Origin of the sequence: Haliea sp. E1-2-M8, assembly GCF_030649675.1 — a bacterium.
Lineage (GTDB): Bacteria > Pseudomonadota > Gammaproteobacteria > Pseudomonadales > Halieaceae > Haliea.
Genome location: NZ_JAUTDR010000015.1, coordinates 36129 through 61051, shown reverse-complemented (window position 1 = coordinate 61051; position 24923 = coordinate 36129). Strand labels below are relative to the sequence as shown.

The following is a 24923-nucleotide window of genomic DNA, read 5'->3' as shown; positions in this document are numbered from 1 at the left end:
CGTTGCCGGGGCCTCAGTCGAACAGGGGCAGGTCCGCCCAGGCCAGCCCCGCCGCATCCTTGGCCGACAGGCGCGGCTGTTCCCCCGCGGGGATCGGCCAGTTGACGCCTACGGTGCTGTCGTCCCAGGCGAGGGACACTTCGCTGGCCGGGTGATAGTAGTCCGTGCACTTGTACTGAAAGTCGGCGTACTCGGACAGCACATAGAATCCGTGGGCAAACCCGGGGGGCACCCACAGCATCCGGTGGTTCGCCGCGTTGAGTTCAACCCCGTACCACTGGCCCAGGGTAGGTGAGGAGCGGCGCAGATCCACCGCGATATCGAACACGGCGCCGGAGGTCACCCGCACCAGCTTGCCCTGGGGGTGCTCGGTCTGAAAGTGCAGGCCGCGCAGGATGCCGCGGGCCGAGCGACTGTGGTTATCCTGCACGAAGTCCAGATCAAAGCCCGCTTCGCGAAAGGTCTCGGCGTTCCAGCTCTCCAGGAAAAAGCCCCGTTCGTCACCGAAAACTTTGGGTTGCAGCAGGTACAGGCCCGCCAGGGGGGTTGGCTCAAAGATCATTGCTCAACACTCCGTCCTGTTCCAGCAGTTGCCGCAGGTACAGACCGTAGCCGCTTTTTTCCAGCGGCGCCGCCAGCGCCAGCAGCTGCTCGGCGTCAATGTAGCCCATGCGAAACGCGACTTCCTCCGGGCAGGCAATCTTGAGGCCCTGGCGTTCCTCCACCACGCGAATGAAGTTGGCGGCATCCAGCAGGGAATTGTGGGTGCCCGTGTCCAGCCAGGCGGTGCCGCGGCTCATCACTTCCACCCGCAGGTCGCCGCGGGCCAGGTAGGCGGTATTGATGTCAGTGATTTCCAGTTCCCCGCGGGTGGAAGGACGGATGCTGCGGGCTATGTCGACGACATCATTGTCGTAGAAATAGAGGCCGGTCACCGCGTAGTGGGATTTCGGCCGGGCCGGCTTTTCCTCGATATCAACTGCCACGCCCGCGGCATCGAAACTGACCACCCCATAGCGTTCCGGGTCCTGCACATAGTAGGCAAACACCGAGGCGCCGTGTTCCCGCCGGGCGGCGCTGCGCAGGCTCTGGGTAAAGCCTCCACCGTAGAAAATGTTGTCCCCGAGTACCAGTGCCACCGGATTGGGGCCGATAAATTCCGCTCCCAGCAGGAATGCCTGGGCGAGGCCATCCGGGCTGGGCTGCACGGTGTAGCTGATGCTGATTCCCCAGCGACTGCCATCGCCCAGCAGGTCGGCGAAGGCGGTTTGGTCACGCGGCGTGGTGATGATCAGGACATCGCGAATGCCCGCCAGCATCAGGGTTGCCAGCGGATAATAAATCATCGGTTTGTCGTACACCGGCATCAATTGCTTGCTCACCGTGCTGGTCAGCGGGTGCAACCGCGTTCCGGACCCGCCCGCGAGGATGATGCCTTTGTATCTGGTCGTTTCCATACCAACCCCGGTCGATGGAAAAGCGGCGATTATACGGGAAAAGGCCGCCAAATTACGATAAGCCGCGGGCATTGGAGCCTGCCAAGCCGGTTGCGGGGCTGGTGCTGCGGCGCAGTTCGCTGCTAGAATTCGTATCCTGGGCGCTGCACATTTGTCTACCTTGCGTGATCGGCAGCCCGTATCCCCCTCTGTTGACCAAAAAAAGGGACGCCGCTATCAGGCATCTGGACACAGCAGCGAGCGAGTTGGCTGCCAGCACAGCGGTGGCGGAGGCCAGTTCTCCCGCGCCGGCAGCACTGGCAGCAGTGCGGCCGTCGCTGCGGATTGCGCTGCTGGGCTATCGCAGCAAGCCCCACGCCGGAGGCCAGGGCGTCTACATCAAATATCTGAGCAAGGCGCTGGTAGATGCCGGGCACAGGGTGGACGTGATTTCCGGCCCGCCCTATCCCGAGGTCGACCCCCGGGTGCGCCTCATCGAGCTGCCGAGCCTGGACCTGTACGAAAACGGCCTGTGGTCATTGCGGCCGCATCACCTGCGCTCCTTGAGCAATATCATCGAGTGGACCAGCAAGCTCACCGGGGGCTTTGCCGAGCCCTACACCTTCGGGCGTCGCGCGGTGCGCTATCTGCGCCGGCACCGCCAGGACTACGACCTGATTCATGACAACCAGAGCCTCAGCCATGGCATGGTCCAGCTACAGGCCATGGGACTGCCGCTGGTGACCACGGTGCACCACCCCATTACCAGCGATCTGCGCATCGCCCTGAGCGCTGCGCCGCGCTGGCACCAGCGTCTGCTGATCCGGCGCTGGCACTGGTTCCTGCAAATGCAGAGGAAGGTAATCAAGCAACTGCACCACGTGGTCACGGTCTCGGACTACTCGCGGCAGGATATCGCCCGGGACTTCGGCCTGCAGCCTGCCGGTATCGCCCTGGTCCACAATGGTATAGATACGGAGGAGTTCCGCCCACTGCCCGGGGTAATCCGCAAGCCGCTGCGTATCATGGCCACGGCGTCGGCCGACGCTCCGCTGAAAGGCCTGCGTTACCTGCTGCAGGCCTTTGCCCGCCTGCTGCCGCGGTACCCCGAGCTGGAATTGCTGCTGGTCAGCAAGCCCCAGCCGGGCGGGCGCACCGAGCGCCTGATCAAGCGCCTGGATATTGCCGGGAATATTCGCTTCGTCAACGGTATATCCACTGCCGAGATGGTCCACTACTACGCCGAGGCCAGCATTGCCGTAGTTCCCTCTATTTATGAAGGCTTCGGCCTGCCGGCGGGCGAGGCCATGGCCTGCGGGGTGCCCGTGGTCTCTACCGATGGCGGCGCGCTGCCGGAAGTCGTGGGCGATGCGGGCATTATCGTTCCGGTCCGAGATGCCGACGCTTTGGAACAAGCTATCGAATCGTTACTACTTGACCCCCAGCGCCGCGAACAGCTGGGCGTGGCCGGGCGCCAGCGCATTCTGGAGCGCTTCAGCTGGCAGGTTTGCGCGCAGGCCATGGACGACTACTATCGCAGGGTTATTGCCGATGCAAACCGTTGATTTCCGCTACTTTGCCCTGCATCGGGGAGAGCGTGTGCTGGATCTCGGCTGCGGCGAAGGCCGGCACGTGATCGCCGCCTACATCCTGGGCGAGGTGCACGCGGTCGGTGTGGATCTCTCCGGCGAGGATCTGAGAAAAGCGCAGCAGCGATTCGCGGAGTTTGCAGAGCCTGGCAACGAGCGCAAGCAGCTGGATCTCACCGAGGCGTCGGCGCTGGCGCTGCCCTTTCCCGACGCCAGCTTCGACAAGGTGATCTGCTCCGAGGTGCTGGAGCACATTCCCGATTATCGCGCCGCCCTCAGGGAAGTCCGCCGGGTGCTCAAGCCCTCTGGCCTGCTCTGTGTCAGTGTGCCGCGGCGCTGGCCCGAACGCCTGTGCTGGGCTCTCAGCAAACGCTATCACCAGACTCCGGGCGGGCACCTGAGAATCTTCCGCGCCGAGCGCCTGTGGGCAGAAGTCGAGCAGCTGGGTTTTGTGGGTTTCCACCGCCACGGTGCCCACGCCCTGCACGGACCCTACTGGTGGCTGCGCTGCCTGTTCTGGCGCGAGGGCGAGCAGCACTGGCTGGTGCGGCAGTATCACAGGCTGCTGGTCTGGGACATGTTGCGCGCGCCATGGCTGACCCGAACCCTGGAGAAGTGGCTCAACCCGATCATGGGCAAGAGCGTAGTGTTTTACTTTCGTCAGGAGGCCAGCCTGTGAGCGGGCTCTATCTCAGCCGCGGCCTGTTCCCGCAGGAGTTCCTGCGGCCCACGGTCGATTTCCTGCTGGCAACCCAGAAGCCCGGCGGCGAGATTCCGTGGTTCAGCGGCGGCTACACGGACCCCTGGGACCACGTTGAAGCGGCCATGGGTCTGTCCATCGGTGGTGAACACGCGGCAGCGGTGCGCGCCTATCGCTGGCTGGCGGGCCTGCAGCTGCCCGACGGTAGCTGGTGGGCATCCTATCGGGGCGATATCGTCGACAACGACCATCGGCGGGAAACCAATTTTGTCGCCTATATTGCCACCGGTGTCTGGCATCACTTCCTGATAAGCGGGGACACGGACTTTCTGCGTGAAATGTGGCCGGTGGTCGACGGCGCGATCGGTTTTGTTGTTGGCCTGCAGAGCGTTCACGGGGAGATCGACTGGGCGGTTGATACCGCAGGTACGCCGCTGCGGGATGCCCTGGTTACGGGTTGCAGCTCTATCTACAAAAGCCTCGAGTGTGCCTGCAATATCGCGCTGACCCTGGGCGAGGAGCGCGCGCACTGGTATCGGGCCCGCACCAGCCTGGGCGCCGCCCTGCGCTCCCGCCCGGAACGCTTTGACCGCGGCTGGGCGAGCAAGGCCCGCTTCTCCATGGACTGGTTCTACCCGGTGCTCAGTGGCGCGGTCCAGGGGGCCCCGGCGAGGGTTCGGCTGGCGGCGCGCTGGGACGAATTTGTGCACCATGGTCTCGGCTGTCGCTGCGTAGCAGACGAGCCCTGGGTCACGGTGGCGGAGTCCTGCGAACTGGTCATGGCACTACTGGCCGCGGGCGACCATGCGCGGGCGGTGGAGCTGTATAGCTGGTTGCATCAGTGGCGCACGGATGACGGTGCCTACTGGACTGGCTACCAGTTCGCGGAAGATCTGCTGTGGCCCGAAGAGCAGCCCACCTGGACAGCCGCTGCCATTTTGCTGGCCGCCGATGCCCTCACCGGCTTCACCGGCGCCGCCAACCTGTTCACCCGGGTCGAGCTGCTGCAGGCGCCATCGGCCCCGGCGGAACAGCGCCTGCGCCGGGATCAGTAGCGGCCACCTCAGAGCCTGCGCAGGACAGCGAGGCTGGCAACCTGTTCGCAGTGCTCAAACAACCCCGACTGCAATGCCAGGCGATGGATTGCCCGCGGCGCCTGCCCGCCTGCGGCCGCATCCAGGTAGACATCGTGGATCGCGAGGATCCCGCCCCGTTGCAGGTGGCCGGCCCAGCAGCGGTAATCCGTCAGCGCGGCATCCAGGCTGTGGCCGCCATCGATAAACAGCATCGACAGCGGTGTCTGCCAGTGCCGGGCCGCGGCGGCGGAGCCGGCCACCAGCGGCACCACTACTTCATCGAGACCGGCGCGGCTGATGTTGCGGCGAAACTCGCGGAAGGTATCCACAACCGCCAGTTCGCCGTCATACAGGGCCGGATCGTGGAACATCTCACCGTGCTGGTGCTCCTCCGAACCGCGGTGGTGGTCCAGGGCGAAGACAGTGCCGTTGTGCTGCCGCGCGGCCAGGCCCAGGTAAATCGTGGATTTGCCGCAGTAGCTGCCGATTTCAAGCACCGGGCCCTGTTCACTGCCCAGCAGCGCCCAGCGATAAAGCGCCTCGGCTTCCGCGGGCAACAGAAAGCCCTTGATGTCGTCCATATCGGCGGGAAGGTCGGGAATCATGGGGTGTACAGCGCCAGGCACTGGCCCGGCGCGGTTCCTGGTCAGGGTGAGGTGTTGGCGGTGGGCGGCGGCGGTGGCACCAGCACCGCGTCCAGCGTCTGGATATCCTCGGGGCTCAGCAGGCCGGCCTGTTCTTTCAGCCGCATGCTGTTGAGAATGTAGTCATAGCGGCTGTTGGCATAGTCGCGCTGGGCGGCAAACAGTGTGTTCTGGGCGTTCAGCACATCCACCACGTTGCGGGTGCCGACTTCATACCCGGCCTGGGTGGCATCCAGCGCGCTCTGCGAGGACACAATGGCCTGTTCCCGGGCGGCCACCCGCGACACATCGCTGATCACGGTCATGTGCAGGGAGCGCGCATTGGTGACCGTGTTGCGCGAGAGATTGATGCGGTTTTCGCGGGCGACGTTGAACTCCTCCGCTGCCCGGCGGCGGTTGGCGCTCACTGCCCCGCCGCTGAAAAGCGGCACATCCAGGCGGATCTGCCAGGTATTTTCATCCAGCTCGCTATTGGGTGAGGTGTCAAAGCCGGTCGACGGGGTCCGGCGCAGGGTGCCGTCGGTATCGTAGTCAGAGTAGATGTAATTGCCACTGAGCCTGGGCGCGTGCTCCATTTGATTGGCCTTGGCCAGCTGGCGCGCAGCCTCTTCCGCATAGCGCGCAGCCTGCAGGTTGAAGTTGTTTTCCAGAGCAAAGGCCACCCAGGCCGTGCGGTCGGCGGGTACCGGCGGCGTGGCAGTGAAATCCGGCTCCAGCACATTCAGGTTGGCGTGCTCGCGCCCGGTCAGCACCGACAGCCGCTCCAGGGCAACTGCCACATTATTCTCGTCGACAATGCGGTTAACCTGAGCCAGGTCGCGGGCAGCCTGGGCCTCGTAGACGTCGGTGATCGCAATCAGGCCGACTTCAAAACGCTGCTGGGTTTGCTCCAGCTGCCGTTCGAATGCGCGTTCCTGTGCCCGCGACGCCTCCAGGTTGTCCTGGGCGCGCAGGACCAGCAGGTAAGCCTCCGACACCCGCACGATCAGGTTCTGCTGGTTGGCGGCAAAAGTGGCCTCCGCCTGCTTGCTAAACTCCTGCCCGGACTGGAAAGTGAACCAGGCCGGAAGGTCAAACAGGGCCTGGTTCAGGTTGACCTGGTAGCCCTCGCGGCTGGTGTCGATGTCGGTCTGGGTCTGTACCGCGCTCACCCCGCCGTCGACGCCACCATCCAGCGAGAAACTTTCCCCGGTAGTGCCCTGGTCGCGGTCGGTGTAGTCGTAGTTTGCGTTTACTTGCGGCAGCAGCGCCGCGAGAGCAAGTTTCTCGGTCTCCAGATTGGCGCGGTATTGGGCTGCCTCGGCCTTGAGCTGGGCATCGTTGGCCAGGGCCAGTTCGTAAATATCGCGCAGGGATTCAGCCCCTGCCGGCGCAATACCCAGGGAGAGTGCCAGCACCAGCAGTGCGGCTCCTGTCTTGTTCATCCTGAATCCTCAAATTTGCCGGGGAAATTCTCGCATGCGAGTGTAGCAGTCTGCGCCCTGCAGCGCATACGTTAAGCAGGTCGCAAAACGGGTAATATACTCACGGTTTTTGCCAGCACAAATGCTACACTCAGGTTTCGCTCGGGGTCCGGTCAGTAGCCAACACCGGTCCGGCAGCGGTATCACCGCCCCACAATCCGGGAATGAAAATGACAGTACAGCGGGCCAGAAAACGGCCGTTCAAGATGGATCTGGCGCGCCTGCACGCTTTGTGCGAGGCCAATTATGCGCGCCTGCTGCGACTGTTTCCCGACTACGAACAGGGCAACTCCCGTGAGTTTGCGGTCGCCGAGGCACGCGTTCGCCTCGAGGTCCTGGAGCGCAGTCGTTATACGACGTTTTTCCGCCTGCACCAGAGTCACGGTGAGGCGCGCTGGCTCAGGCACCTCACCATTGATGTCCGCGCCTATCACGATGCCGGCATGCTGGAAGTAGGCGCGTTTCAGGCACATCACCAGATCCAGCCTCGCTACTCCTACCCCAATGCCAACATGTTCCAGCAGGACGAGAAGTTGCAGCAGAACCAGTTTCTGGGCGACTGGCTGGAGCACTGTCTGGCCAATGGCCGTGTGCAGCAGCCGGTTTTGCCCCGGCGCGCCGGTTGCTGACGTACCGGAGATGACCGTGTCTGCCGTTGGTCGCCGGTGTCACCGGGTCGCTGTCAGCGGCGATACGGTGCGCGTATTGCAGCTTACCGACACTCATTTGTGCCGTGAATCCGGCGGCAGCCTGCTGGGCATGGATACGGATCATTCCCTGCAGGCAGTGATCAGTCTGGCCCGCAGTCAACAGCCGCGCATCGATGCCCTGTTGGGCACCGGCGATATGTCCAATCACGGATACCTCGAGGCCTATCAGCGCCTGCGTCGCTATTTTGACCAGCTCTGTCCGGCCCAATTCTGGCTGCCCGGCAATCATGACGATCGCAGCAAAATGGAGCAGGTTGACACCGACGGCACCCTGCTGAGCAATGATATCCGCCTCGGCCGCTGGCAGCTGGTGATGCTGGATTCCCAGGTGCCGGGGAAAGTCGGCGGTCGGCTGGGTCAGGGCCAGCTGCAGCTGCTGCGCGAGGCGCTGGATGAGGCCGCCCGCGAGCAGCTGTTCAGCCTGGTCTGCCTGCACCATCAGCCGGTGGCCATTGGCTGTCGTTGGCTGGATGAGCAGATGGTTGCCGATGCCGACGAGCTGTTTGCGGTGCTCGCCGATTACCCCGGTGTGCGCGGAGTGCTCTGGGGCCACATCCACCAGCAGGTCGACCGCGATTGGGGGGGCCGCAAACTGATGGCCTCGCCCTCCACCTGCGTCCAGTTTGCCCCCGGCAGCGATGAGTTCAGGGCCGATGCGGCCGCGCCGGGCTACCGCTGGCTTGAGCTGCGCGCGAATGGCGAAATTGAATCCGGGGTATCCCGGGTCGAGGGTGTCTCCTTTCAGGTGGATCTGGATTCCCACGGCTATTTATAGCCATCCCCGCACAACAGTCTGCAAGCCCCCGGCGCTGGGGTACAATGGCCCGGCTCCGAAAAACACAGCTTCAGGAAACCACAGGCAGGAATGAGCAACTACAACGCGGAAGATATCGAAGTCCTGACCGGGCTCGAGCCGGTGCGCAAACGCCCCGGCATGTACACCGACACCACCCGACCCAACCACCTGGCCCAGGAAGTCATCGACAACAGCGTCGATGAGGCCCTCGCCGGACATGCCACGCGGATCGACGTCATCCTGCATCGCGACGGCGCCGTCACCGTCAGTGATGATGGCCGCGGCATGCCGGTGGACATCCATCCCGGCCAGGGCAAGCCCGGGGTCGAGGTCATTCTCTGCACCCTGCACGCCGGCGGCAAGTTTTCCAACAAGAACTACCAGTTCTCCGGCGGCCTGCATGGCGTAGGTGTGTCCGTGGTCAACGCCCTGTCCCAGGCGTTGGAAATTACCATCCGCCGCGACGGCAACGTCTATCGGATGAACTTTGCCGGCGGCGAGAAAAGCACCGAGCTGGCGGTTATCGACAGCTGTGGCAAGCGCAATACCGGCACCTCGATCCGCTTCACCCCCGATGCCCAGTACTTTGATTCGGTGAATTTCTCCGTGCCCAGGCTGCAGCATGTCCTGCGCGCCAAGGCAGTGCTGTGCCCTGGCCTGCGGGTGACCTTCCTCGACGAGAAAAAAGGCGAGACCGAGGAATGGTATTACGAGGACGGGCTCACCGATTACCTCTGCGATGCCACCAGCGACTATCTCTGCGTGCCCGAGCAGCCCTTCGTGGGCAGTTTCAGCGGCAGCAGTGCGGCCGCGGACTGGGCGCTGCAGTGGCTGCCCGAGGGTGGTGAGGTGATCGCCGAGTCCTACGTCAACCTGATTCCTACCGCCCAGGGCGGCACCCACGTCAATGGCCTGCGCACCGGTTTGCTGGAAGCGGTGCGCGAATTCTGTGAACTGCGCAACCTGCTGCCCCGCGGCGTGCGCCTGACGCCGGACGATATCTGGGACCGCTGCTGCTATATCCTTTCGGTGAAGCTGGAAGACCCGCAGTTCTCTGGCCAGACCAAGGAGCGGCTGTCCTCCCGCGAGGCCGCGGCCTTTGTCTCCGGCGTGGCCAAGGATGCCTTCAGCCTGTGGCTGAACCAGCACACCCTGGAGGCCGAGCGCATTGCCGAGCTGTGCATCAACAGTGCCCAGAACCGGCTGCGCACCGCACGCAAGGTGACCCGCAAGAAAGTGACCTCGGGCCCTGCCCTGCCGGGCAAGCTGGCGGACTGCTCCGGTGAGGACCCGACCCGGGGCGAGCTGTTTCTGGTCGAGGGCGATTCCGCCGGCGGCTCCGCCAAGCAGGCCCGCAATCGCGAATTCCAGGCCATCCTGCCCCTGCGCGGCAAGATCCTGAACACCTGGGAGGTGGACTCCCAGGAGATCCTTGCCTCCCAGGAGGTACACAATATTTCGATCGCCATTGGCATGGACCCTGCCAGCGAGGACCTCACCGGCCTGCGCTACCACAAGATCTGCATCCTCGCCGACGCCGATTCCGACGGCCTGCACATCGCCACCCTGATCTGCGCCCTGTTCGTGCGCCACTTCCGGCCGCTGGTGGCGGCGGGGCATGTCTATGTTGCGATGCCTCCGCTGTACCGCATCGACGTTGGCAAGGAGGTCTACTACGCTCTCGATGAGAGTGAAAAGCAGGGCGTGCTGGACCGCATCGAAGCGGAAAAAAAGAAGGGCAAGGTCAATGTTCAGCGCTTCAAGGGGCTGGGGGAAATGAACCCGCTGCAACTGCGCGAGACCACCATGGACCCGGACACCCGGCGCCTGGTGCGGCTGGTGCTGGATGCGGGCGACGGCACCAACAGCATGCTCGACATGTTGCTGGCCAAGAAGCGCGCCGGTGACCGCAAGGCCTGGCTGGAAAGCAAGGGCGACCTGGCGGATATTGCAGTGATCTGAACCGGGGAGGGCTCCGGCATGAAGTTGTTGGGTTGTGTCACTGGCTGGATGGCGCTGGTCATTGCGCTGCTGCCCTTGCCGGCGCGAACAGAGGGCCCGCCGCCAGCGCCCGCCGCAGCCTTCGCGCAGCTGGAAGCGCGGCTGCTGAAGGCGCAAACGGTGAGCCTCGACTTCCATATCACCGCTGCGGGCGCCCTGGCGGCGGACCTGCAGGGCAAGTTGTGGAGCGTTGGCACTGCCAAGCCTCGCCGGGACACAATGCGCCTGTCGGTGTGGGGCGAGTTTGCTGGCGAGCAGGTCTCCGCAATCCTCTCCGCCAACGATAAATACATGGCGCTGGGCGCCGGAGATGTACTCATCGGCGACCGCGCGGCTGGAACTGGACCCTGCGGGCCTGCCTCGCCTGCGGCTGCAGACTGTGCAGTTCCCGGGGGGCGAAATGCGGGTCACAGAGCGCTACTCCGCGGTTGTGATTGACTGATGGCAAGCGCGCGCGACCGACCGTACCCTTTCCAGGCACGGAATTAACCTTTGCAGACAATCAGGAGTTGGCAGTGGCGGAACAGAACCGGATAGCACTTCTCATCGACTGTGATAATGTCAGTCACAACGCCATCGAAGGTGTGCTGGAGGAGCTGGCCACACACGGCATGGTCAACGTGCGCCACGCACACGGCGATTGGAAAAGTCCTTCCCTGTCGGGCTGGGTAGAGCGCCTGCATCCCCACGCCATACGGCCGATCCAGCAGTTCGCCTACACCAGGGGCAAGAACGCCACCGATGCGTCGATGATCATTGACGCCATGGACCTGCTCTACAGCAACAGGATTGACGCCTTCGCCCTGATGACCAGCGACAGTGACTTTACCCCCCTCGTGTTGAGAATACTGGAGAGCGGGTTGACTGTTTTTGGCTTCGGAGAAAAAAAGACCCCCCTGCCCTTCGTCGATGCATGCTCGACATTCATCTACACGGAAAATCTGGTTGCAGACAAGGAAGACAAGCCGGACAGCCCGCAGAAATCAGCCAAAAAGAGCCGGAATGAACTCCGACAGGACGCCGGGCTGGTGAAGCTGCTGAGAACCGCAGTGGAGCAGAGTTCGGATGATGACGGCTGGGCCCATATGAGCCGGGTGGCGCACTACATCTCCAACAACAGTTCTTTTTCCTCTATCAACTACGGCTACAGGAAACTCGGTGACCTGATACGTGCCAGTGAGCTGTTTGAAATCGAGATGCGGGGAACCGCCATGTTCATCAGGGATGTACGCAAGTGAGCAGCCGGTCAAGGGATTGATCAATGCAGAGCATCCTGATCTTCGGCAACTCCGGCTCCGGCAAGTCCACACTCGCGGCGCGGCTGCGTGACTGGCGGCCTTGCCCATGCTTCTGTACTGGCGCGTAGCAACACCAGAGTCTGGGCCGCACTAGTCATAGTGACTCCAGAGCCGCAATATCTTCACCACCTTTTCGTCTTCAGTAACCTGATAGACCAGCCGGCGCTGTATGTTGATTCTGCGCGAGTAGGTACCGGCAAGGTCGCCCACCAGTTTTTCGAAAGCCGGGGGTCTGCGGAAGGGGTCTTCTGCGAGCAAATCCAACAGCGCCTTCGCATTCGGTTTCAAGCCGCTTGCTGCAAGTCTTTTGGCATCCTTTTGTGCCTGTTTGGTGTAAACCAACTTCCATGTCACCAGCCCGGTTCCTCATCGCACTCGCTGGTCGGTGTTTGCATGCCTTCCCGGATGGATTCGCGCATACCCGGCACGGACAGCAGGAACAGGGTTTCCTGAATGGCCGCCCAGTCCTCTTCCGCAACGAGCACGGCCTTGTTCCGTTTGCCTGTGATCAACACGGGCTGATGGGATTCTGCCGTTTCATCAATAAGTCGATAAAGGTTACTGCGTGCTTCAGTAGCGGTGATTCCTGTCATGGCGCACCTCCGGTCCATTACCACAGCAGATGGTACGTTATTGCGTACGCCTGTCAATGGCTACAATTTATACAGGCTGGTTACATGGAGGGACCAGTGCGGTTGGTTTACTGTAACCATGTATTTTAACCTCATGAATCTCACAGCCAGAAAAACTCAATGTAGAGGAGTAGTCCATGAAATCCCTGCGAACTCCCGATAGCCGCTTCGAGCGCCTTTCCGGTTTTGATTACGAACCCCACTATCTGCAAGTGAGCGACTTTGACGGTGGTGAGCTGCGCATGCATTACCTGGATGAGGGGCCACAGGACGGAGCGATAGTCCTGCTGCTGCACGGTGAGCCGTCCTGGTGCTATCTCTACCGCAAGATGATTCCCATCATCACCGCGGCAGGCTTTCGGGCCGTTGCGCCGGATCTGATCGGCTTCGGCCGCTCCGACAAGCCAGCAGCTCGCAAGGACTATACCTACGCCCGGCATGTGGGCTGGATGCAGTCCTTGCTGGATCAGCTCGATTTGCAGGCCATTAACCTGGTTTGTCAGGACTGGGGCGGGCTATTGGGCTTGCGCCTGGTCGCGGAGAATCCGGAGCGCTTCGGCTCCGTTGTAGCCGCCAACACCTTCCTTCCCACCGGCGACAAAGACCTGGGTCCGGCCTTCGAGAAATGGCGCCAGTTCTCGCAGGAAACACCAGAGTTTCACGTCGCCGGCGTCATCAAGGGCGGCACCGTCACGCCCCTGGCCCAGGAGGTGCTCGACGCCTATAACGCGCCATTCCCGGATGAAAGCTACAAGGAAGGCGCGCGCCAGTTTCCCATGCTGGTACCGGCCAGCCCGGACGATCCAGCTTCTGAACCCAACCGCAAAGCGTGGGAGGTCCTCAGCCAATGGCAGAAGCCGTTCCTTACCGCGTTCAGTGACTCAGACCCGGTAACCGCGGGTGTCGACACCTACTTTCAGAAATTCATCCCGGGTGCCCGGGGGCTGGACCACGTCACGATTGAAAAAGGCGGCCACTTTCTGCAGGAGGACCAGGGCGAGGCCCTGGCGGCAGTGGTCGTCCGGTTCCTGCAGGAAAGGGTAGCTTTATAGCCCCGGGATTGGCGCTGTTTCGCGGGCTCAAGCAGCGGGCCGCGGCAGCCGCCCATCGACCAGAAACAGCTTCAGGGAAAACCGCAGCACCTCGGCGCCGGCCTGGGGCTTGAAGGCGACCTCTCCGGCGCTGAGTTCACAGAACCAGGCCTGCAGCGCCGTGGGCGCGCGCCGGGTGAACGGCGCCGGGGTGAACAGCCCCACACAGTTGCCGCCCTCGGGGTCCCGCGCCGAGACGTATTCGAAGGCTTCAACGCCCGCCTCGCGCATGGCATGGCCCAGGGCCTGGGTTTGCCGGTAGTCAGCGGGGTCGCGCAGAACCTCACGGTGGCGCTCGAAGGGCGGCCGCTGGAGCCGTACCCCGCGTTCGGAGCGGTAGGGCGCGGTAAACAGGGTGTGCTCGGAGTGCAGTACAGCGGCCGGCGGGTCGGCCTGGATGGAATGCCAGAACACGAACCGGTAGAAAGCCGCTTCTGCCAGGGTCGCCCGTTGGCAGCCACCGCCGTAGAAGATGCCCGGCTCGTGCCTGCCACCGAAGCGCGAACCCCAGGCCAGGGGTGGGTAGCGGAAAGGTGTGGCGAGAAGGTAGTGGAGGTTGGCCCTGCAGTATGCAGGGAAGCCAGGTTTGCTGCTCTCCAGCAGTTCCTCGAGCAGGGCCTGCTCTTCCAGGCTGTCCACATAGCCGAGGGTGGCGACGCGCTCCTGGCTTTCCACCAGCCGGAACAGGCGCCCCTGCACCGGACCCATGTGGGCCGGGCCAGCGCAACGTTCCCAGAGTGTCACAGCTTGCCGCGAATGCCGTCGACGAAGCGCAGCACGGCGATCAGGCCCTGGATGCTTTGCACCTGCGCGGCGGGGACCCCGCCAGTGATCTGGTTCGGGCTGTGCATGAAGTGGCGGATCCACAGCTCATCACCCCCGGCCAGGGCATACAGGGCCCGTGCCAGGCGTATCAACAGCAGGGCCAACTCGCCCTGCTTGCTGTCCGGGGCCAGGCTGCCGTTGTGCTTGAGGCGGCTGATGCCGGTGCGGTGCAGGCCCAGCACCGAGCCCAGTTCCGCCTGGCTCAGGCCCAGCTGTTGCGCTGACCGCAGGACGGCTTTGGCCAGGACCTGGTCGGCTTGCGTTGAGGGCTGGGTGGCGGCGGTCATTACGGCTTCCTGTTATATGTCGCTAATGCACAATATAGTCTATATTTGTAAGATATGCACACTCAGGAGCGAGCACATGCACAACGACATCGGCCTTATCGGTCTTGCGGTCATGGGACAGAACCTGGTCCTGAACATGGCCAACCACGGTTTCTCGGTAGCGGTCTACAACCGCACCGCCGCGACCATGCGCGACTTCGTCGATGGCCTGATCAATGAGCCGGAGGACAAGGTCTGGGCGGGCAGTGCGGAGCGGATTCACGGCTACAGTTCACTGCAGGAATTCGTCGACTCCCTGCAGCGACCGCGGCGGGTGATGCTGATGGTCAAGGCCGGTGCGCCGGTGGATGCGGTAATCGCGGAGCTGCAGTCGCTGCTTGAGCCCGGCGACATCATCATCGATGGCGGCAACAGTGACTATCGCGACAGCAACCGGCGCTCCGTTGCCCTGCGCGAGGCAGGCCTCGGCTTTATCGGCGCCGGGGTATCCGGCGGCGAGGAGGGCGCGCTCAAGGGCCCCTCGATCATGCCCGGAGGCCACTTCGCGGCATGGCCGGCGGTGCGCGATATCTTCCAGGCAATTGCCGCCAAGGTGGGGCCAGACAACGATATTCCCTGCTGTGAGTGGGTGGGCGAAGGCGGCGCCGGGCACTACGTGAAAATGGTGCATAACGGCATTGAGTATGGTGACATGCAGCTGATCTGCGAGGCCTATTTCCTGCTGCGCGAGGGCGCCGGGCTCGACAATGGTGAACTCTACCAGGTATTCCGCGACTGGAACGAGGGCGAACTGGCCAGCTACCTGATCGAGATCACCCGGGACATATTCACCGTCATGGACCCTGAAACCGGCGACTATCTGCTGGACCAGATTCTCGACGCCGCGGGCCAGAAAGGTACCGGCAAGTTGATGAGCCAGCACGCCCTGGACCTGGGGGTCCCCACTACCCTGATCACCGAGGCGGTGTTCGCCCGCTGCCTGTCGGCGCAAAAGGCTGCCCGGGTTCGCGCCAGCGCTGTCCTGTCCGGGCCGGAGACCGCCTTCGACGGCGACCGCGAGCAACTCATCAATGATGTGCGCCGGGCCTTGTACGCCTCCAAACTGGTCAGCTACGCGCAGGGCTTCGCCCAGCTGGACGTGGCGGCCGCGGAGTTTGGCTGGGAACTGGATAACGCCGCTGTTGCCATGCTGTGGCGGGGTGGCTGTATCATCCGCTCGGTGTTTCTGGAAGATATCGCCGCCGCCTTCAGGCGCGCGCGGGGCCTGGAGAACCTGGTGCTGGACGATTTCTTTCGCAGTGCGATAGCCGAGGCGCAGCCGGCCTGGCGGCGCGCGGTGGTGACCGCGTTGCAACTGGGCCTGCCCGTGCCGGCCTTTGCCGCGGCGCTGGCCTGGTACGACGGCTACCGCAGCGCGCGGCTGCCGGCGAACCTGCTGCAGGCGCAGCGGGACTTTTTCGGCGCCCACACCTACGAGCGCAGCGACCGGCCCCGGGGCGAAACATTCCACACGGACTGGATCAGCGCGCGCCAGGTTCCGGACCATTTTTAACTTTTGCGTACAAACCCCCTATAGTGGGGTTCCCTGAATACGAACCTGACGGAGAGATTGCCATGCTTTTGCAACTGACCAGACTGTTGGGCCTGTGTGCCCTGCTCGCCGGCGCGGCCGCGGCCCAGGCCCAGTGGGAGCTGGACAACAGCCGTTCCAGCCTGGATTTCCTGTCGATCAAGAACGGCGCAGTGGCGGAGAGTCATCATTTCACGGAGATGGTCGGTTTTATCGGCAGCGAGGGTAAGGTGCAGCTGGGGATTGACCTGGACAGCGTCGAGACCATGATCCCGATTCGCAATGAGCGCATGCGCGAGATGCTGTTCCGGACCATGGAGTTTCCCGCCGCCAATATCCACAGCGAGGTGGATCCCAACATCCTGGCCGTGGTCACGGATGGCGGCGTGGTCACTACTGACATCGAAGTGGTTCTGTCCCTGCACGGCCAGCAGGCTACCCTCACGGTACCGGTGCTGGTGAGTGGCGGCGAGGGCAGCCTGCTGCGGGTAATCAGTGCGCGGCCGGTGGTGGTCAATGCCGGCGATTTCGAGCTGGGGGCGGGTGTCGAGGCCCTGCGGGAAGTGGCGGGCCTGAACGCCATCAGTACCGCGGTGCCGGTCACCTTCAACCTGGTGTTCGTACCCGCCAGGTCCTGATCCCGGCGCTCAGCGGGCGCCGCCCCTGGCCAGCCGACGCTGTAGCGCCTGGTAGGCAGGGTTTTCCGGCGCCGTCTGCAGCAGTTCGCGGGCCCAGTGCAGGGCCCGCTCCATCTCCCCGAGTTCCTCGCTGTAGTTCACCAGTGCCAACAGTACCCCTGGATCCCCGGGAGTGGCCCGCTGCACGGCCTGCAGCTGGCTGAGCGCGGCCCGCGGCTCGCCGCTGTCGTGCAGGGCGATGGCATAGACATAGCGGTGGCGCACCCCCTGCTGCTCCAGCTCCGCGGCTCGCTGCAGCAAGGCAAGGCCCTGTTCCCGGTTGCCTGTGCGCGTTTCCAGCAGCCCCATGGCATGCAGGGCCGCGCCGCTGTCCGGGGCCGCGGCCAGCGCCGCCTGCAATTGCTCTCGGGCCTCATCGTCCCGCTGCATGCTGCGCAGCAGGTCCGCCAGGTTCAGGCGCCCCGGCAGCAGCTGCGGGTTCAGGTGCAACGCCTCCCGGTAAGCCCGCTCGGCCGCGGGCAGGTCGCCGCGATTCAGCAGGAACAAGCCAAGCTGTAATTGCACACCGGGCATGTCCGCGTGTTGCCCCTGGATCGCGACGTACTCCGCAAACAGCGTCCGCAGGGGTTCCGCTCCCTCGTTCAGCTGAGCCAGCGGCACCGGGGCCAGCGCCTCGGCCACGGCCATGCGCACGCTGGTTACGCTGTCGGTGATGAGGGGTTGCAGTATTTGATACCGGCGGCCCAGCGGCACCCCCTCCAGACTTTGCACGGCCCCCAGACGCAGCAGTGGGTCGGACCCCTGTAGCAAGCCAACAAGAACGTCAGTGGGGGGCTGCTCACCGGCACGCCCGATCGCCGCCAGCGCGGTGGCCCGCATCACCGGTGCGGCGTCGGAGTTCCGGACCAGGTCCTGCAAGCGTGGCACGGCGGAGCGGTTGCCCGCCGCCAGCTGCTGCAGGGCGCGGGCCGGGTGATCGGCGGTGGCACTGAAGCGCACACCCCAGGCGCGGGTCGCATCCAGCGCCCACTGGGCGTCCCGGTCCGTGTGGCACTGGTTGCAGGCGTTGGGTACACCCATCACCACGCTGAGGTCCGGCCGCGGGATGCGCATGCTGTGATCCCGACGGGGATCGACCACCATGTAGGTCGTTGCCGGCATGTGGCAGTTGGCGCAGTCGGCGCCGGCGGAGTCCGGTGCGTGATGATGGTGCTCCGGCTGTGCGTAGACTTCCGCCTTGTGGCACTGGGCGCAGACCCCGTTGCCCGGCGCCCGCAGCTGCAGGCTGTGGGGTTCATGGCAGTTGCTGCAGACCACGCCGGCCTGATGCATGCGGCTCTGGATAAAGGAACCGTGGACGAAGACTTCGTCGCGGATCTGCCCATCGTGGTAGTACAGCGGCTCCTCGGGCAGGGCCAGCCGGTGGGTGTCCAGCAGGGGTTTGCCGTAGTGATAGGTACCCAGGTTGCCGCGCCGGGAGTGGCAGCGGCCGCAGCCGTCGATCTGGGCGTTGGACTTGAGCGGTGCCGTGCGTTGGGCGATGGCGGCCTGTTCGCTGAAGACCCAGTCACCCCGCTGCGCCAGCGCGGTGGGGAATCCGCTGTTGGGCTCTGCGCCGGCGCGGTCTTCCTGCACCAATTGCAGGTGCCGCTCGCCGGGGCCGTGGCAGGCCTCGCAGCCGACGTCGACCTCACTGAACCGGGTGTCAAAGCTGCGGCTGTCGGCGTCATGGCGTTTTTCCAGGTTGGTGCTGTGGCACTCGGCGCAGCGGGTATTCCAGTTCATGTAGGGGCCGGTCCAGTGCAGGGGGTCGCTGTGGTCGCTCACCTCTTCCGGGTTGAGATGAAACCAGCGCTGGCCACCCGCCTCCGCGGGCCGGGTATCCCAGGCGATGTCGAAGGCCTGCAAGCGGCCACGAGACAGCGGCAGCAGGTACTGTTGCAGAGGTTCGACCCCGAACACGTAGCGCACCGGAAAGTCCTGCAGGCTGCCGTCCTCGCCGGCAGTGCGGACAATAAAATTGTCGCCGTCCCGGGAAAAGGTGGTAGTTGCCCCGCGGTGGTTGAACGTCGCCCCGTTGAAGTCGCCGAGTACCGTAGCTTCCGCGGGTGCCTGCATGGCCAGATCGTGGTGCGAGTCCCGCCACAGGCTGTGCTCAGCCTGATGGCAGTCGATACAGCGCTCGGTGCCAACGAATGGTTCGGCCTGGGCGCCGGCGGCGAGCAGACTCAGTAAAACGAGGGATAGCAAGCGGACGGCCTCCACGGTTGGAGGCGACAGGCTACCCCAAGCTGGCCAGTTTGCCCAACTCGGGCCGCTGCGGGACCGGACGCCAGAGTGGGGTGGTCGACAACCGGGTTGGCAGGGCGGGCGTGCAGGTGTTCACTGGGAACCCCCGCGCAGTGTCCCGCCACAGTTGGTGTTGCAGGGTCGCAAGTTCACTGCAGGCGCCGGCGGCCAGCCAGCCCGCCAGGGCGGCGGCCACATCCGGGTAGCGCAGCAGCGGCGGTGCCGGTCTCCGCAGCAGCCAAGGCTCGAGCGAGTCCCGGTCCAGGCGGTTCACGATCGTGGCATGGCCCAGTTCCCCCAGGGCGCGGGCATTGGAGAGCTGCTCCACCTGCCCGGCCAGGGGCTTGGTGAGAACCGGCTTGTGCCATTGCAGACACTCGCTGATCAATTCGAAACCGCTGTTGCAGATAACCCCGGAGCAGCTGGCGAGGTCGCGCTTGAAGGTTGCGACGCTGGTGGGTCGCAGGCTGACGTTGCTTTCCTCGCCAATGCTCAGCCCGGGCCCGTAGAGCCGGAAGCTGGTCGCGGGAAACTGTTGCAGCAGGGCGCTGACCGCCACCTGGTCCTCGAAGGGTAGATACACCAGGACGTGGTTACGGGCCTCACCCGCGCAATCCGGCAGGTCCAGAATTGGCGGCAGGACATCGTCGCTGTAGGGGTGCCAGTGTAGCCCCACGGGCCGTTCCACGGGCGCAAAGCGGCGCATGATCTGCCGCGCCAGCCAGTGATCGCCTGCCAGCGGGGTAGCGGGGCCGAAAGCATACTGGTGGCCGATGCCGATGGTCGGTACCCCGGCGCGACGGCCCGCCCAGGCAGTTACCGGCTCGAAATCAGTGACCACGAGGTCAAAGCCCGCCAGCGGCAGCGCCCTGACATCGCGCAGGAACTGCGGCAGGTGGTTCTCTCGCAGCGTTTGCCAGTGGCGCACCGAACCGCCCTGGGTGACGAAGGTCAGGCCCCGACGGTGTAGAAAGTCGCCAAAGGGCGCCATATCGAACAGCTGGCTGCGCTCGCGGCCGGAAAACAGCCAGGTGACGTCGACTGCGTGCTCGCTCAAGGCTTCCGCCATCGCCCGGGCGCGGCTGATATGGCCGTTGCCGGTGGCCTGAACCCCGTAGAGTATCCTCATCTACAGGCCCAACAGGCCGGCACAGAGCAGGGCGATGCTGCTGCCCATGAGCGCGCCGGCCACGGTGTCACCGGGGAAGTGCACGCCCAGCAGTATCCGCGACAGGGCGACGCCGCTGGCCCACAGGAACATGGCGATGACCGGGCCGCCGTAGACCACGGCGAGGGCCGTCGCCAGCAGGAAGGCAGCGGAGCTGTGCCCGGAAGGGAAGCTGAACTGATCGGCGGCGGTGACCAGGCTGCGGAAACCCGGCACCGCCTCCTGCGGCCGGCGCCGCTTCAGGCTGTTCTTCAGGCTCCAGTACAGCCCGCGCTCCAGCAGCAGGGCCAGCGCCAGCAGGCCGGCAAAGAGGGTGGCGCCATCGACCGCCAGCAGCAACAGGAGCAGCGGCACCAGCAGGTGCAGGTAGCCGTCGCCAGAGCGGGAGAGTGCCCGCGCCAGGGGGCGTACCATCCGCCGCTCGCCCTGGGAGAATATGCGGGCCAGCAGTTGAAGGTCGAGCCTGTGGATGGCAAGGAGCATCTTCATGGTGCCCATTCTGCGGAGCTTGCATGGCAGAAACATGACGGAACCGTGTCAGTTTCATGACAATAGGCGCCCGGCCAGGGCCCCACCAAAGGAGGTATGGACAGTCTTGGGTGGCTTACCTACCATGCTGTCTTTCGATCTGGAACGAAACCGGGGGCTATTGGTGAAACTGGGTATTCTCAAGACTGACACGGTACGGCCGGAATGGGTGCCGGATTATGGCGAGTACCCGGATATGTTCGTCGCCCTGCTGGGTCAGCTGGACCGGTCCCTGGAGTTCGCCGTGTACGATGTGGAGCAGGGCGAGTACCCGCAGGACATCGACGAGGTCGATGCCTACCTGATGACCGGCAGCAAGAGCAGTGTCTACGACGACAAGCCCTGGATCGCGACCCTGATGGAATTCGTGCGCGAACTCGACCGGCGCAACAAGAAGCTGGTCGGGATCTGCTTTGGCCACCAGTTGGTAGCCCATGCCCTGGGTGGCGAGACTGCAAAATCCTCGAAAGGCTGGGGCGTGGGGCTGCACCGGCACCACTTCTCGCGCCGGCCTCACTGGCACGACCAGGGTGAAGCCGAGTTCGCCATCCTGGTGAGCCACCAGGACCAGGTAGTTGAAAACGCACCGGGTGCGGAGGTGCTCGCGAGCAGTGAGTTCTGTGAAAACGCGGTCGTGCAGATTGGTGAGCACATACTTACCTTTCAGGGGCACCCGGAATTCGTGCCCGCCTACTCACGCGAGATCATGGAATTTCGCCGCGAGATTATCGGCGAGCCCACTTACGCCGCCGGCGTGGCATCCCTGGGAGAAATCCCGGACACCGAGCGCATCGGGCGCTGGATACTCGCGTTTCTCAAGGCCTGAGGCAACAGGGCTTACCAGCTTCCGGTGTTCGCCATCGACGCCCAGGGCTCCTTTGGCGGCAGCGAAGCGTTCGCCTGCAGCAGCTCGATGGAAATGCCGTCCGGTGAGCGAATAAAGGCCATGTGGCCGTCCCGGGGAGGGCGGTTGATGGTGACACCCGCGTCCAGCAGGCGCTGGCAGGTGGCGTAGATGTCCTCGACCCGGTAGGCCAGGTGGCCGAAGTTGCGGCCGCCGCTGTACTCCTCCGGATCCCAGTTCCAGGTGATCTCCAGCAGCGGGCTGCTCTCTTCCCGGCCACGCGTCACATCTCCGGACGCGGCCAGGTAGACCAGGGTAAAGCGGCCGCCTTCGCTCTCGTGGCGGTTCACTTCCTCCAGTCCAAGCTTGTTGCAGTAGAAGTCCAGGGAGGCGTCGAGGTCGCTGGCGCGGACCATTGTGTGCAGGTATTTCATGGTTNGCCAGGTAGACCAGGGTAAAGCGGCCGCCTTCGCTCTCGTGGCGGTTCACTTCCTCCAGTCCAAGCTTGTTGCAGTAGAAGTCCAGGGAGGCGTCGAGGTCGCTGGCGCGGACCATTGTGTGCAGGTATTTCATGGTTGCGGTGTCCGTGATTGGGGTCAGGTAATTGGGGTCAGGTCCATTATTGTAGCATTCGACCGAATGCTACAATAATGGACCTGACCCCATTTCTCATAACGGACCTGACCCCTTTTGGCTAAACCCGCGCCGCCGCCTGCCGGCCCGCCAGGCGCCCGCTGAAGGTGGCGTCGCCCACGGACATGCCGCTGCTGTAGCCCTCCGCCCGGCGCACAATGCCACAGGCGGTGCGCCCCGCCGCGTACAGGCCCGGTACGGTTTCGCGCTGCTCGTTGACCACTTCTCCGGTGGGCAGGGTATCGAGGCCGCCCAGGGTGAAGTAGGGCACAAAGACGCCGCGGCCGGGGGTCAGGTCAAGCGCCACCAGAGGCGGCTGCAGGGGCTTGAGCCACTCGGCGGCCTTGTGGAACAGAGTGTCCTCGCCCGCGGCGCAGTCCTCGTTATAGAGCGCGATGGTGTGGACCAGGGCGCCTTTGCGCAGCCCCAGCTCTTCTTCCAGCTCGGCCACTGTGTCCCCGGTCGCGGCCACTGGTGCGCCTAGATAGCTGACGGTCTCGTAATCCGCGTAGTCCTCCACATTCAGCACCATGTACAGGCGCTCGGAGGGCTGCTGCAGGGCGAAGGCGCCGAGCCGGCCGTGGTAGGAGTCCTCGTTGATGAAGCGCTGGCCCTTGTCGGTAATGGCGATGCCGTGGGTCATGCTGGCCGGCGGGTAAAACGGCAGGGTGACAAAGCCCTCGTGCATATTGATGGCGGCGCCGCCCACTGCGGTACCCATGAGGATGCCGGTGCCGGTGTCCCCGGGGTTGCCGATAGGCTGGGTGCCGCGGGTCAGCATTGGCGCGTGTTTGCGCACCATGTCTTCGTTCATGCAGAAGCCGCCGGCGCAGAGGATGACCCCGCGGCGCGCGCGGACGTTGAGTTCGCGCTGGTTTTCCCGCACCACCAGGCCGGCTATAGTGCCGTCCTCGTCGATGATCAGGGTCAGGGCGCGGCTCTCGTAATGCACGCTGATACGCTCGCGCCGGTCGACGTTGTCGGTGACGATCTTCATGAATAGTGGGCCACCGTTGTCGCCCTCGACGTACAGATTGTGGCCGCGGGGGCAGGGTCTGGCGATCTGGTTGAAAGGCCAGGCCTTCTCGCTGCCGGTGTAGAGCAGGCAGTCGTCGGTCAGGGCCATGATCGCGCGCTCGGCGTGGAAGCTGTCCTTGAACGGCACCCCCAGGTCCAGCAGCCACTGGAAGTGCCCGGTGCTGTTTTCGCAGTAGTTGCGGATCTTGGCCGCGTCGGCCTGGGGGCCGGCGCTGGCCATCATGTACTGGAACATGTCTTCCGTGCTGTCTTCGAAGCCGCAGGCCCGCTGCACCCGGGTGCCGCCGTTGCCGCCCATGTAAATTTCAGCGCTGGATAGCGCAGTGGAGCCGCCACTGGCGCTGGCCAGTTCGAAGATAATGACCTCGGCGCCGGCATCGGCGGCCTCGATGGCAGCGCAGCCGCCGGCGCCGCCGAAACCCACAATCGCGACATCGGTCTCCAGGTCCCAGGCGCTCACGTCGGCAAGCTTGCGCGGGTGGCTGGGGCTGGTCTTGTTGCTACTGGTCATCGCTTTCGCCTCTGCTGTGAGTCTGCCGCGATTAAACCGGCTTGCTCCCGGTCCCTCAACGCGTCCGGCCCAACATGTTGTACGCGATTGCGATTTACTTGTGCCGACACCGCGTTCCCGGGGCGGGAATCCCCATGCCCGGCGGCCCGGGTTGAGGTACAATCCCCGTCTTTTGGACGGGGCGCGCAGCCCGAGCCGCGCAGGTCGGGCCGCGCAGGCCGAGCCCCCACCCCCAGCGGAGTATTTTATGTGGTTCAAAAACGTGCGGGCGTATCGCCTCACCACCCCCTTTGAGGTAACAGCGGAACAGATGGAGCAACAGCTGGCGCAGCGCGAATTCCAGCACTGCAGCGCCACCCAGCCGGTGTCCGCGGGTTGGGTGCCGGCCCTTGGCGACAGCACCAGCGCGCTGGTGCACGTCGTCGATGGCCGTTTCCTGCTGCGGCTGCGGCGGGAAGAAAGATTGCTGCCCTCCACGGTGGTGCGCGAGCAACTCGCGGAGAAAGTGGCGGAAATTGAGGAGGCCCAGGGCCGCAAGGTCTATCGCAAAGAGCGTCTCAACCTGCAGGACGAAATTGTGCTGGATTTCCTGCCCCGGGCCTTTACCCGTTCCGCCTACCTGTACGCCTATATCGACACCCGCGCCAACTGGGTGTTTGTGGAAGCCACCAGCGCGGCCCGCGCCGAGGAGCTGCTCAACGTGTTGCGGGAGTGCATCGGCAGCTTCCCGGTAGTGCTGCCCCAGGTCAACAATGCACCTACCGCCACCATGACCGCCTGGCTGGCCCATCAGTCCCTGCCCAATGATTTTGCCCTGGGCGACGAGTGCGAGCTGCGCGAGCCGGGGGAAGAGGGCGGCGTGGTGCGCTGCCGCGGCGTTGATTTACTGGGCGAGGAGCTGGAAACCCACCTCAACGCCGGCAAGCAGGTCACGCGCCTGGCCCTGAGCTGGGAAGAGCGGGTGTCCCTGGTGCTGGCGGAGGATCTCTGCCTGCGGCGCCTGAAATTCTCGGATGAGTTGATGAAGGAGAACGCGGACCTGCCGGAAGCGGATCAGGCGGCGCGGCTGGACGCCGATTTCGCCCTCATGTCCGACGTTGTCACCCGCCTGCAGGAACGGGTCATGGGCCTGTTCGGCGGCGAAGTCGAGTAGCCG

General features: G+C 64.2%; 26 protein-coding genes and 1 pseudogene. 13 read left to right on the top strand and 14 right to left on the bottom strand.

Features of this window, described 5'->3' with window-relative positions; genetic code table 11:
- Positions 1-13: 13 nt before the first annotated feature.
- Both rfbC and rfbA read right to left on the bottom strand, forming a co-directional pair.
- Positions 14-562, bottom strand: coding sequence for a dTDP-4-dehydrorhamnose 3,5-epimerase (rfbC, locus tag Q6D67_RS13760; RefSeq protein ID WP_304706232.1), 549 nt, complete (start codon positions 560-562; stop codon positions 14-16).
- Positions 552-1457 carry a glucose-1-phosphate thymidylyltransferase RfbA gene (gene rfbA / locus Q6D67_RS13755; RefSeq protein ID WP_304706231.1) on the bottom strand — a complete coding sequence of 302 codons (906 nt, stop codon included), beginning with the start codon at positions 1455-1457 and terminating at the stop codon, positions 552-554. Before rfbA ends, rfbC begins: the two co-directional genes overlap by 11 nt.
- Positions 1458-1702: 245 nt before the next feature.
- On the opposite strand from rfbA, the gene Q6D67_RS13750 reads away from it, so the two are divergent.
- Genes Q6D67_RS13750 through Q6D67_RS13740 form a run of 3 tightly spaced genes read left to right on the top strand, consistent with a single transcriptional unit; the run spans position 1703 to position 4780 of the window.
- On the top strand, positions 1703-3001 hold the full coding sequence (locus tag Q6D67_RS13750) for a glycosyltransferase family 4 protein (RefSeq protein ID WP_304706230.1): 1299 nt from the start codon (positions 1703-1705) through the stop codon (positions 2999-3001).
- A complete protein-coding gene (locus Q6D67_RS13745; RefSeq protein ID WP_304706229.1) occupies positions 2988-3704 on the top strand; it encodes a class I SAM-dependent methyltransferase in 717 nt (238 codons plus the stop codon). The genes Q6D67_RS13750 and Q6D67_RS13745 overlap by 14 nt, the downstream gene beginning before the upstream one ends.
- Entirely contained in the window at positions 3701-4780 is a 1080-nt protein-coding gene (locus Q6D67_RS13740) for a prenyltransferase (protein WP_304706228.1), read from the top strand. Before Q6D67_RS13745 ends, Q6D67_RS13740 begins: the two co-directional genes overlap by 4 nt.
- Positions 4781-4788: 8 nt before the next feature.
- Here Q6D67_RS13740 and Q6D67_RS13735 read toward each other — a convergent pair whose 3' ends face one another.
- Positions 4789-5406 carry a class I SAM-dependent methyltransferase gene (locus Q6D67_RS13735; protein WP_304706227.1) on the bottom strand — a complete coding sequence of 206 codons (618 nt, stop codon included), beginning with the start codon at positions 5404-5406 and terminating at the stop codon, positions 4789-4791.
- Between the two features lie 41 nt (positions 5407-5447).
- Entirely contained in the window at positions 5448-6869 is a 1422-nt protein-coding gene (locus Q6D67_RS13730; protein WP_304706226.1) for a TolC family outer membrane protein, read from the bottom strand.
- Between the two features lie 209 nt (positions 6870-7078).
- On the opposite strand from Q6D67_RS13730, the gene Q6D67_RS13725 reads away from it, so the two are divergent.
- The 5 genes from Q6D67_RS13725 (at position 7079) to Q6D67_RS13705 (ending at position 11653) form a co-directional block, all read left to right on the top strand.
- Entirely contained in the window at positions 7079-7537 is a 459-nt protein-coding gene (locus tag Q6D67_RS13725; RefSeq protein ID WP_304706225.1) for a DUF1249 domain-containing protein, read from the top strand.
- A gap of 16 nt (positions 7538-7553) precedes the next feature.
- Entirely contained in the window at positions 7554-8393 is an 840-nt protein-coding gene (cpdA, locus tag Q6D67_RS13720) for a 3',5'-cyclic-AMP phosphodiesterase (protein WP_304706224.1), read from the top strand.
- A 90-nt stretch (positions 8394-8483) separates the two neighbouring features.
- Entirely contained in the window at positions 8484-10376 is a 1893-nt protein-coding gene (parE, locus tag Q6D67_RS13715; RefSeq protein WP_304706223.1) for a DNA topoisomerase IV subunit B, read from the top strand.
- Between the two features lie 18 nt (positions 10377-10394).
- Complete coding sequence (locus Q6D67_RS13710; protein ID WP_304706222.1) at positions 10395-10853, top strand: hypothetical protein; 459 nt, start codon at positions 10395-10397, stop codon at positions 10851-10853.
- Positions 10854-10930: 77 nt separating this feature from the next.
- Positions 10931-11653, top strand: a complete 723-nt coding sequence (locus tag Q6D67_RS13705) for an NYN domain-containing protein (protein WP_304706221.1) — start codon at positions 10931-10933, stop codon at positions 11651-11653.
- Between the two features lie 150 nt (positions 11654-11803).
- Here Q6D67_RS13705 and Q6D67_RS13700 read toward each other — a convergent pair whose 3' ends face one another.
- Both Q6D67_RS13700 and Q6D67_RS13695 read right to left on the bottom strand, forming a co-directional pair.
- A complete protein-coding gene (locus tag Q6D67_RS13700; protein ID WP_304706220.1) occupies positions 11804-12067 on the bottom strand; it encodes a Txe/YoeB family addiction module toxin in 264 nt (87 codons plus the stop codon).
- A complete protein-coding gene (locus tag Q6D67_RS13695; RefSeq protein ID WP_304706219.1) occupies positions 12064-12306 on the bottom strand; it encodes a type II toxin-antitoxin system Phd/YefM family antitoxin in 243 nt (80 codons plus the stop codon). Before Q6D67_RS13695 ends, Q6D67_RS13700 begins: the two co-directional genes overlap by 4 nt.
- A gap of 176 nt (positions 12307-12482) precedes the next feature.
- On the opposite strand from Q6D67_RS13695, the gene Q6D67_RS13690 reads away from it, so the two are divergent.
- Positions 12483-13397, top strand: coding sequence for a haloalkane dehalogenase (locus Q6D67_RS13690; RefSeq protein WP_304706218.1), 915 nt, complete (start codon positions 12483-12485; stop codon positions 13395-13397).
- A 27-nt stretch (positions 13398-13424) separates the two neighbouring features.
- Here Q6D67_RS13690 and Q6D67_RS13685 read toward each other — a convergent pair whose 3' ends face one another.
- Both Q6D67_RS13685 and Q6D67_RS13680 read right to left on the bottom strand, forming a co-directional pair.
- Positions 13425-14144: an RES family NAD+ phosphorylase gene (locus Q6D67_RS13685; protein WP_304706217.1), complete on the bottom strand. Its 720-nt coding sequence runs from the start codon at positions 14142-14144 to the stop codon at positions 13425-13427.
- 32 nt (positions 14145-14176) lie between these two features.
- Positions 14177-14548 carry an MbcA/ParS/Xre antitoxin family protein gene (locus Q6D67_RS13680; RefSeq protein ID WP_304706216.1) on the bottom strand — a complete coding sequence of 124 codons (372 nt, stop codon included), beginning with the start codon at positions 14546-14548 and terminating at the stop codon, positions 14177-14179.
- Between the two features lie 76 nt (positions 14549-14624).
- Here Q6D67_RS13680 and gnd point away from each other — a divergent pair, with 76 nt between their 5' ends.
- Positions 14625-16100, top strand: coding sequence for a decarboxylating NADP(+)-dependent phosphogluconate dehydrogenase (gene gnd, locus Q6D67_RS13675; protein WP_304706215.1), 1476 nt, complete (start codon positions 14625-14627; stop codon positions 16098-16100).
- A gap of 62 nt (positions 16101-16162) precedes the next feature.
- Positions 16163-16756, top strand: a complete 594-nt coding sequence (locus Q6D67_RS13670) for a YceI family protein (protein ID WP_304706214.1) — start codon at positions 16163-16165, stop codon at positions 16754-16756.
- Positions 16757-16765: 9 nt separating this feature from the next.
- Here Q6D67_RS13670 and Q6D67_RS13665 read toward each other — a convergent pair whose 3' ends face one another.
- Genes Q6D67_RS13665 through Q6D67_RS13655 form a run of 3 tightly spaced genes read right to left on the bottom strand, consistent with a single transcriptional unit; the run spans position 16766 to position 20702 of the window.
- Entirely contained in the window at positions 16766-19006 is a 2241-nt protein-coding gene (locus Q6D67_RS13665) for a tetratricopeptide repeat protein (RefSeq protein WP_304706213.1), read from the bottom strand.
- A 31-nt stretch (positions 19007-19037) separates the two neighbouring features.
- A complete protein-coding gene (locus Q6D67_RS13660) occupies positions 19038-20174 on the bottom strand; it encodes an MJ1255/VC2487 family glycosyltransferase (protein ID WP_304706212.1) in 1137 nt (378 codons plus the stop codon).
- On the bottom strand, positions 20175-20702 hold the full coding sequence (locus Q6D67_RS13655; protein WP_304706211.1) for a phosphatase PAP2 family protein: 528 nt from the start codon (positions 20700-20702) through the stop codon (positions 20175-20177). It abuts the gene before it with no gap.
- A 106-nt stretch (positions 20703-20808) separates the two neighbouring features.
- On the opposite strand from Q6D67_RS13655, the gene Q6D67_RS13650 reads away from it, so the two are divergent.
- Positions 20809-21567, top strand: a complete 759-nt coding sequence (locus Q6D67_RS13650) for a GMP synthase (RefSeq protein WP_370551965.1) — start codon at positions 20809-20811, stop codon at positions 21565-21567.
- Between the two features lie 11 nt (positions 21568-21578).
- On the opposite strand, the gene Q6D67_RS13645 is transcribed toward Q6D67_RS13650, so the two are convergent.
- The 3 genes and pseudogenes from Q6D67_RS13645 to Q6D67_RS13635 all read right to left on the bottom strand — a co-directional run bounded on the left by Q6D67_RS13645 (position 21579) and on the right by Q6D67_RS13635 (position 23767).
- Positions 21579-22019: a VOC family protein gene (locus Q6D67_RS13645; protein WP_304706210.1), complete on the bottom strand. Its 441-nt coding sequence runs from the start codon at positions 22017-22019 to the stop codon at positions 21579-21581.
- Between the two features lie 34 nt (positions 22020-22053).
- A pseudogene (locus Q6D67_RS21825) lies at positions 22054-22140 on the bottom strand (VOC family protein); the annotation flags it as partial.
- A 139-nt stretch (positions 22141-22279) separates the two neighbouring features.
- On the bottom strand, positions 22280-23767 hold the full coding sequence (locus Q6D67_RS13635) for an FAD-dependent oxidoreductase (protein ID WP_304706209.1): 1488 nt from the start codon (positions 23765-23767) through the stop codon (positions 22280-22282).
- A 247-nt stretch (positions 23768-24014) separates the two neighbouring features.
- Here Q6D67_RS13635 and rdgC point away from each other — a divergent pair, with 247 nt between their 5' ends.
- The gene (rdgC, locus tag Q6D67_RS13630; protein WP_304706208.1) at positions 24015-24920 is read left to right on the top strand and encodes a recombination-associated protein RdgC; all 906 of its coding nucleotides are present in this window, start codon (positions 24015-24017) and stop codon (positions 24918-24920) included.
- Positions 24921-24923 lie beyond the last annotated feature (3 nt).

What these genes read in the sequence shown, in the direction of transcription:
- rfbC (WP_304706232.1), bottom strand. Translation starts at nt 562, where the DNA reads ATGATCTTTGAGCCAACCCCCCTGGCGGGCCTGTACCTGCTGCAACCC.
- rfbA (WP_304706231.1), bottom strand. Translation starts at nt 1,457, where the DNA reads ATGGAAACGACCAGATACAAAGGCATCATCCTCGCGGGCGGGTCCGGA.
- Q6D67_RS13745 (WP_304706229.1), top strand. Translation starts at nt 2,988, where the DNA reads ATGCAAACCGTTGATTTCCGCTACTTTGCCCTGCATCGGGGAGAGCGT.
- Q6D67_RS13735 (WP_304706227.1), bottom strand. Translation starts at nt 5,406, where the DNA reads ATGATTCCCGACCTTCCCGCCGATATGGACGACATCAAGGGCTTTCTG.
- Q6D67_RS13730 (WP_304706226.1), bottom strand. Translation starts at nt 6,869, where the DNA reads ATGAACAAGACAGGAGCCGCACTGCTGGTGCTGGCACTCTCCCTGGGT.
- Q6D67_RS13725 (WP_304706225.1), top strand. Translation starts at nt 7,079, where the DNA reads ATGACAGTACAGCGGGCCAGAAAACGGCCGTTCAAGATGGATCTGGCG.
- parE (WP_304706223.1), top strand. Translation starts at nt 8,484, where the DNA reads ATGAGCAACTACAACGCGGAAGATATCGAAGTCCTGACCGGGCTCGAG.
- Q6D67_RS13710 (WP_304706222.1), top strand. Translation starts at nt 10,395, where the DNA reads ATGAAGTTGTTGGGTTGTGTCACTGGCTGGATGGCGCTGGTCATTGCG.
- Q6D67_RS13695 (WP_304706219.1), bottom strand. Translation starts at nt 12,306, where the DNA reads ATGACAGGAATCACCGCTACTGAAGCACGCAGTAACCTTTATCGACTT.
- Q6D67_RS13690 (WP_304706218.1), top strand. Translation starts at nt 12,483, where the DNA reads ATGAAATCCCTGCGAACTCCCGATAGCCGCTTCGAGCGCCTTTCCGGT.
- Q6D67_RS13685 (WP_304706217.1), bottom strand. Translation starts at nt 14,144, where the DNA reads ATGGGTCCGGTGCAGGGGCGCCTGTTCCGGCTGGTGGAAAGCCAGGAG.
- Q6D67_RS13680 (WP_304706216.1), bottom strand. Translation starts at nt 14,548, where the DNA reads ATGACCGCCGCCACCCAGCCCTCAACGCAAGCCGACCAGGTCCTGGCC.
- gnd (WP_304706215.1), top strand. Translation starts at nt 14,625, where the DNA reads ATGCACAACGACATCGGCCTTATCGGTCTTGCGGTCATGGGACAGAAC.
- Q6D67_RS13670 (WP_304706214.1), top strand. Translation starts at nt 16,163, where the DNA reads ATGCTTTTGCAACTGACCAGACTGTTGGGCCTGTGTGCCCTGCTCGCC.
- Q6D67_RS13660 (WP_304706212.1), bottom strand. Translation starts at nt 20,174, where the DNA reads ATGAGGATACTCTACGGGGTTCAGGCCACCGGCAACGGCCATATCAGC.
- Q6D67_RS13655 (WP_304706211.1), bottom strand. Translation starts at nt 20,702, where the DNA reads ATGAAGATGCTCCTTGCCATCCACAGGCTCGACCTTCAACTGCTGGCC.
- Q6D67_RS13645 (WP_304706210.1), bottom strand. Translation starts at nt 22,019, where the DNA reads ATGAAATACCTGCACACAATGGTCCGCGCCAGCGACCTCGACGCCTCC.
- Q6D67_RS13635 (WP_304706209.1), bottom strand. Translation starts at nt 23,767, where the DNA reads ATGACCAGTAGCAACAAGACCAGCCCCAGCCACCCGCGCAAGCTTGCC.
- rdgC (WP_304706208.1), top strand. Translation starts at nt 24,015, where the DNA reads ATGTGGTTCAAAAACGTGCGGGCGTATCGCCTCACCACCCCCTTTGAG.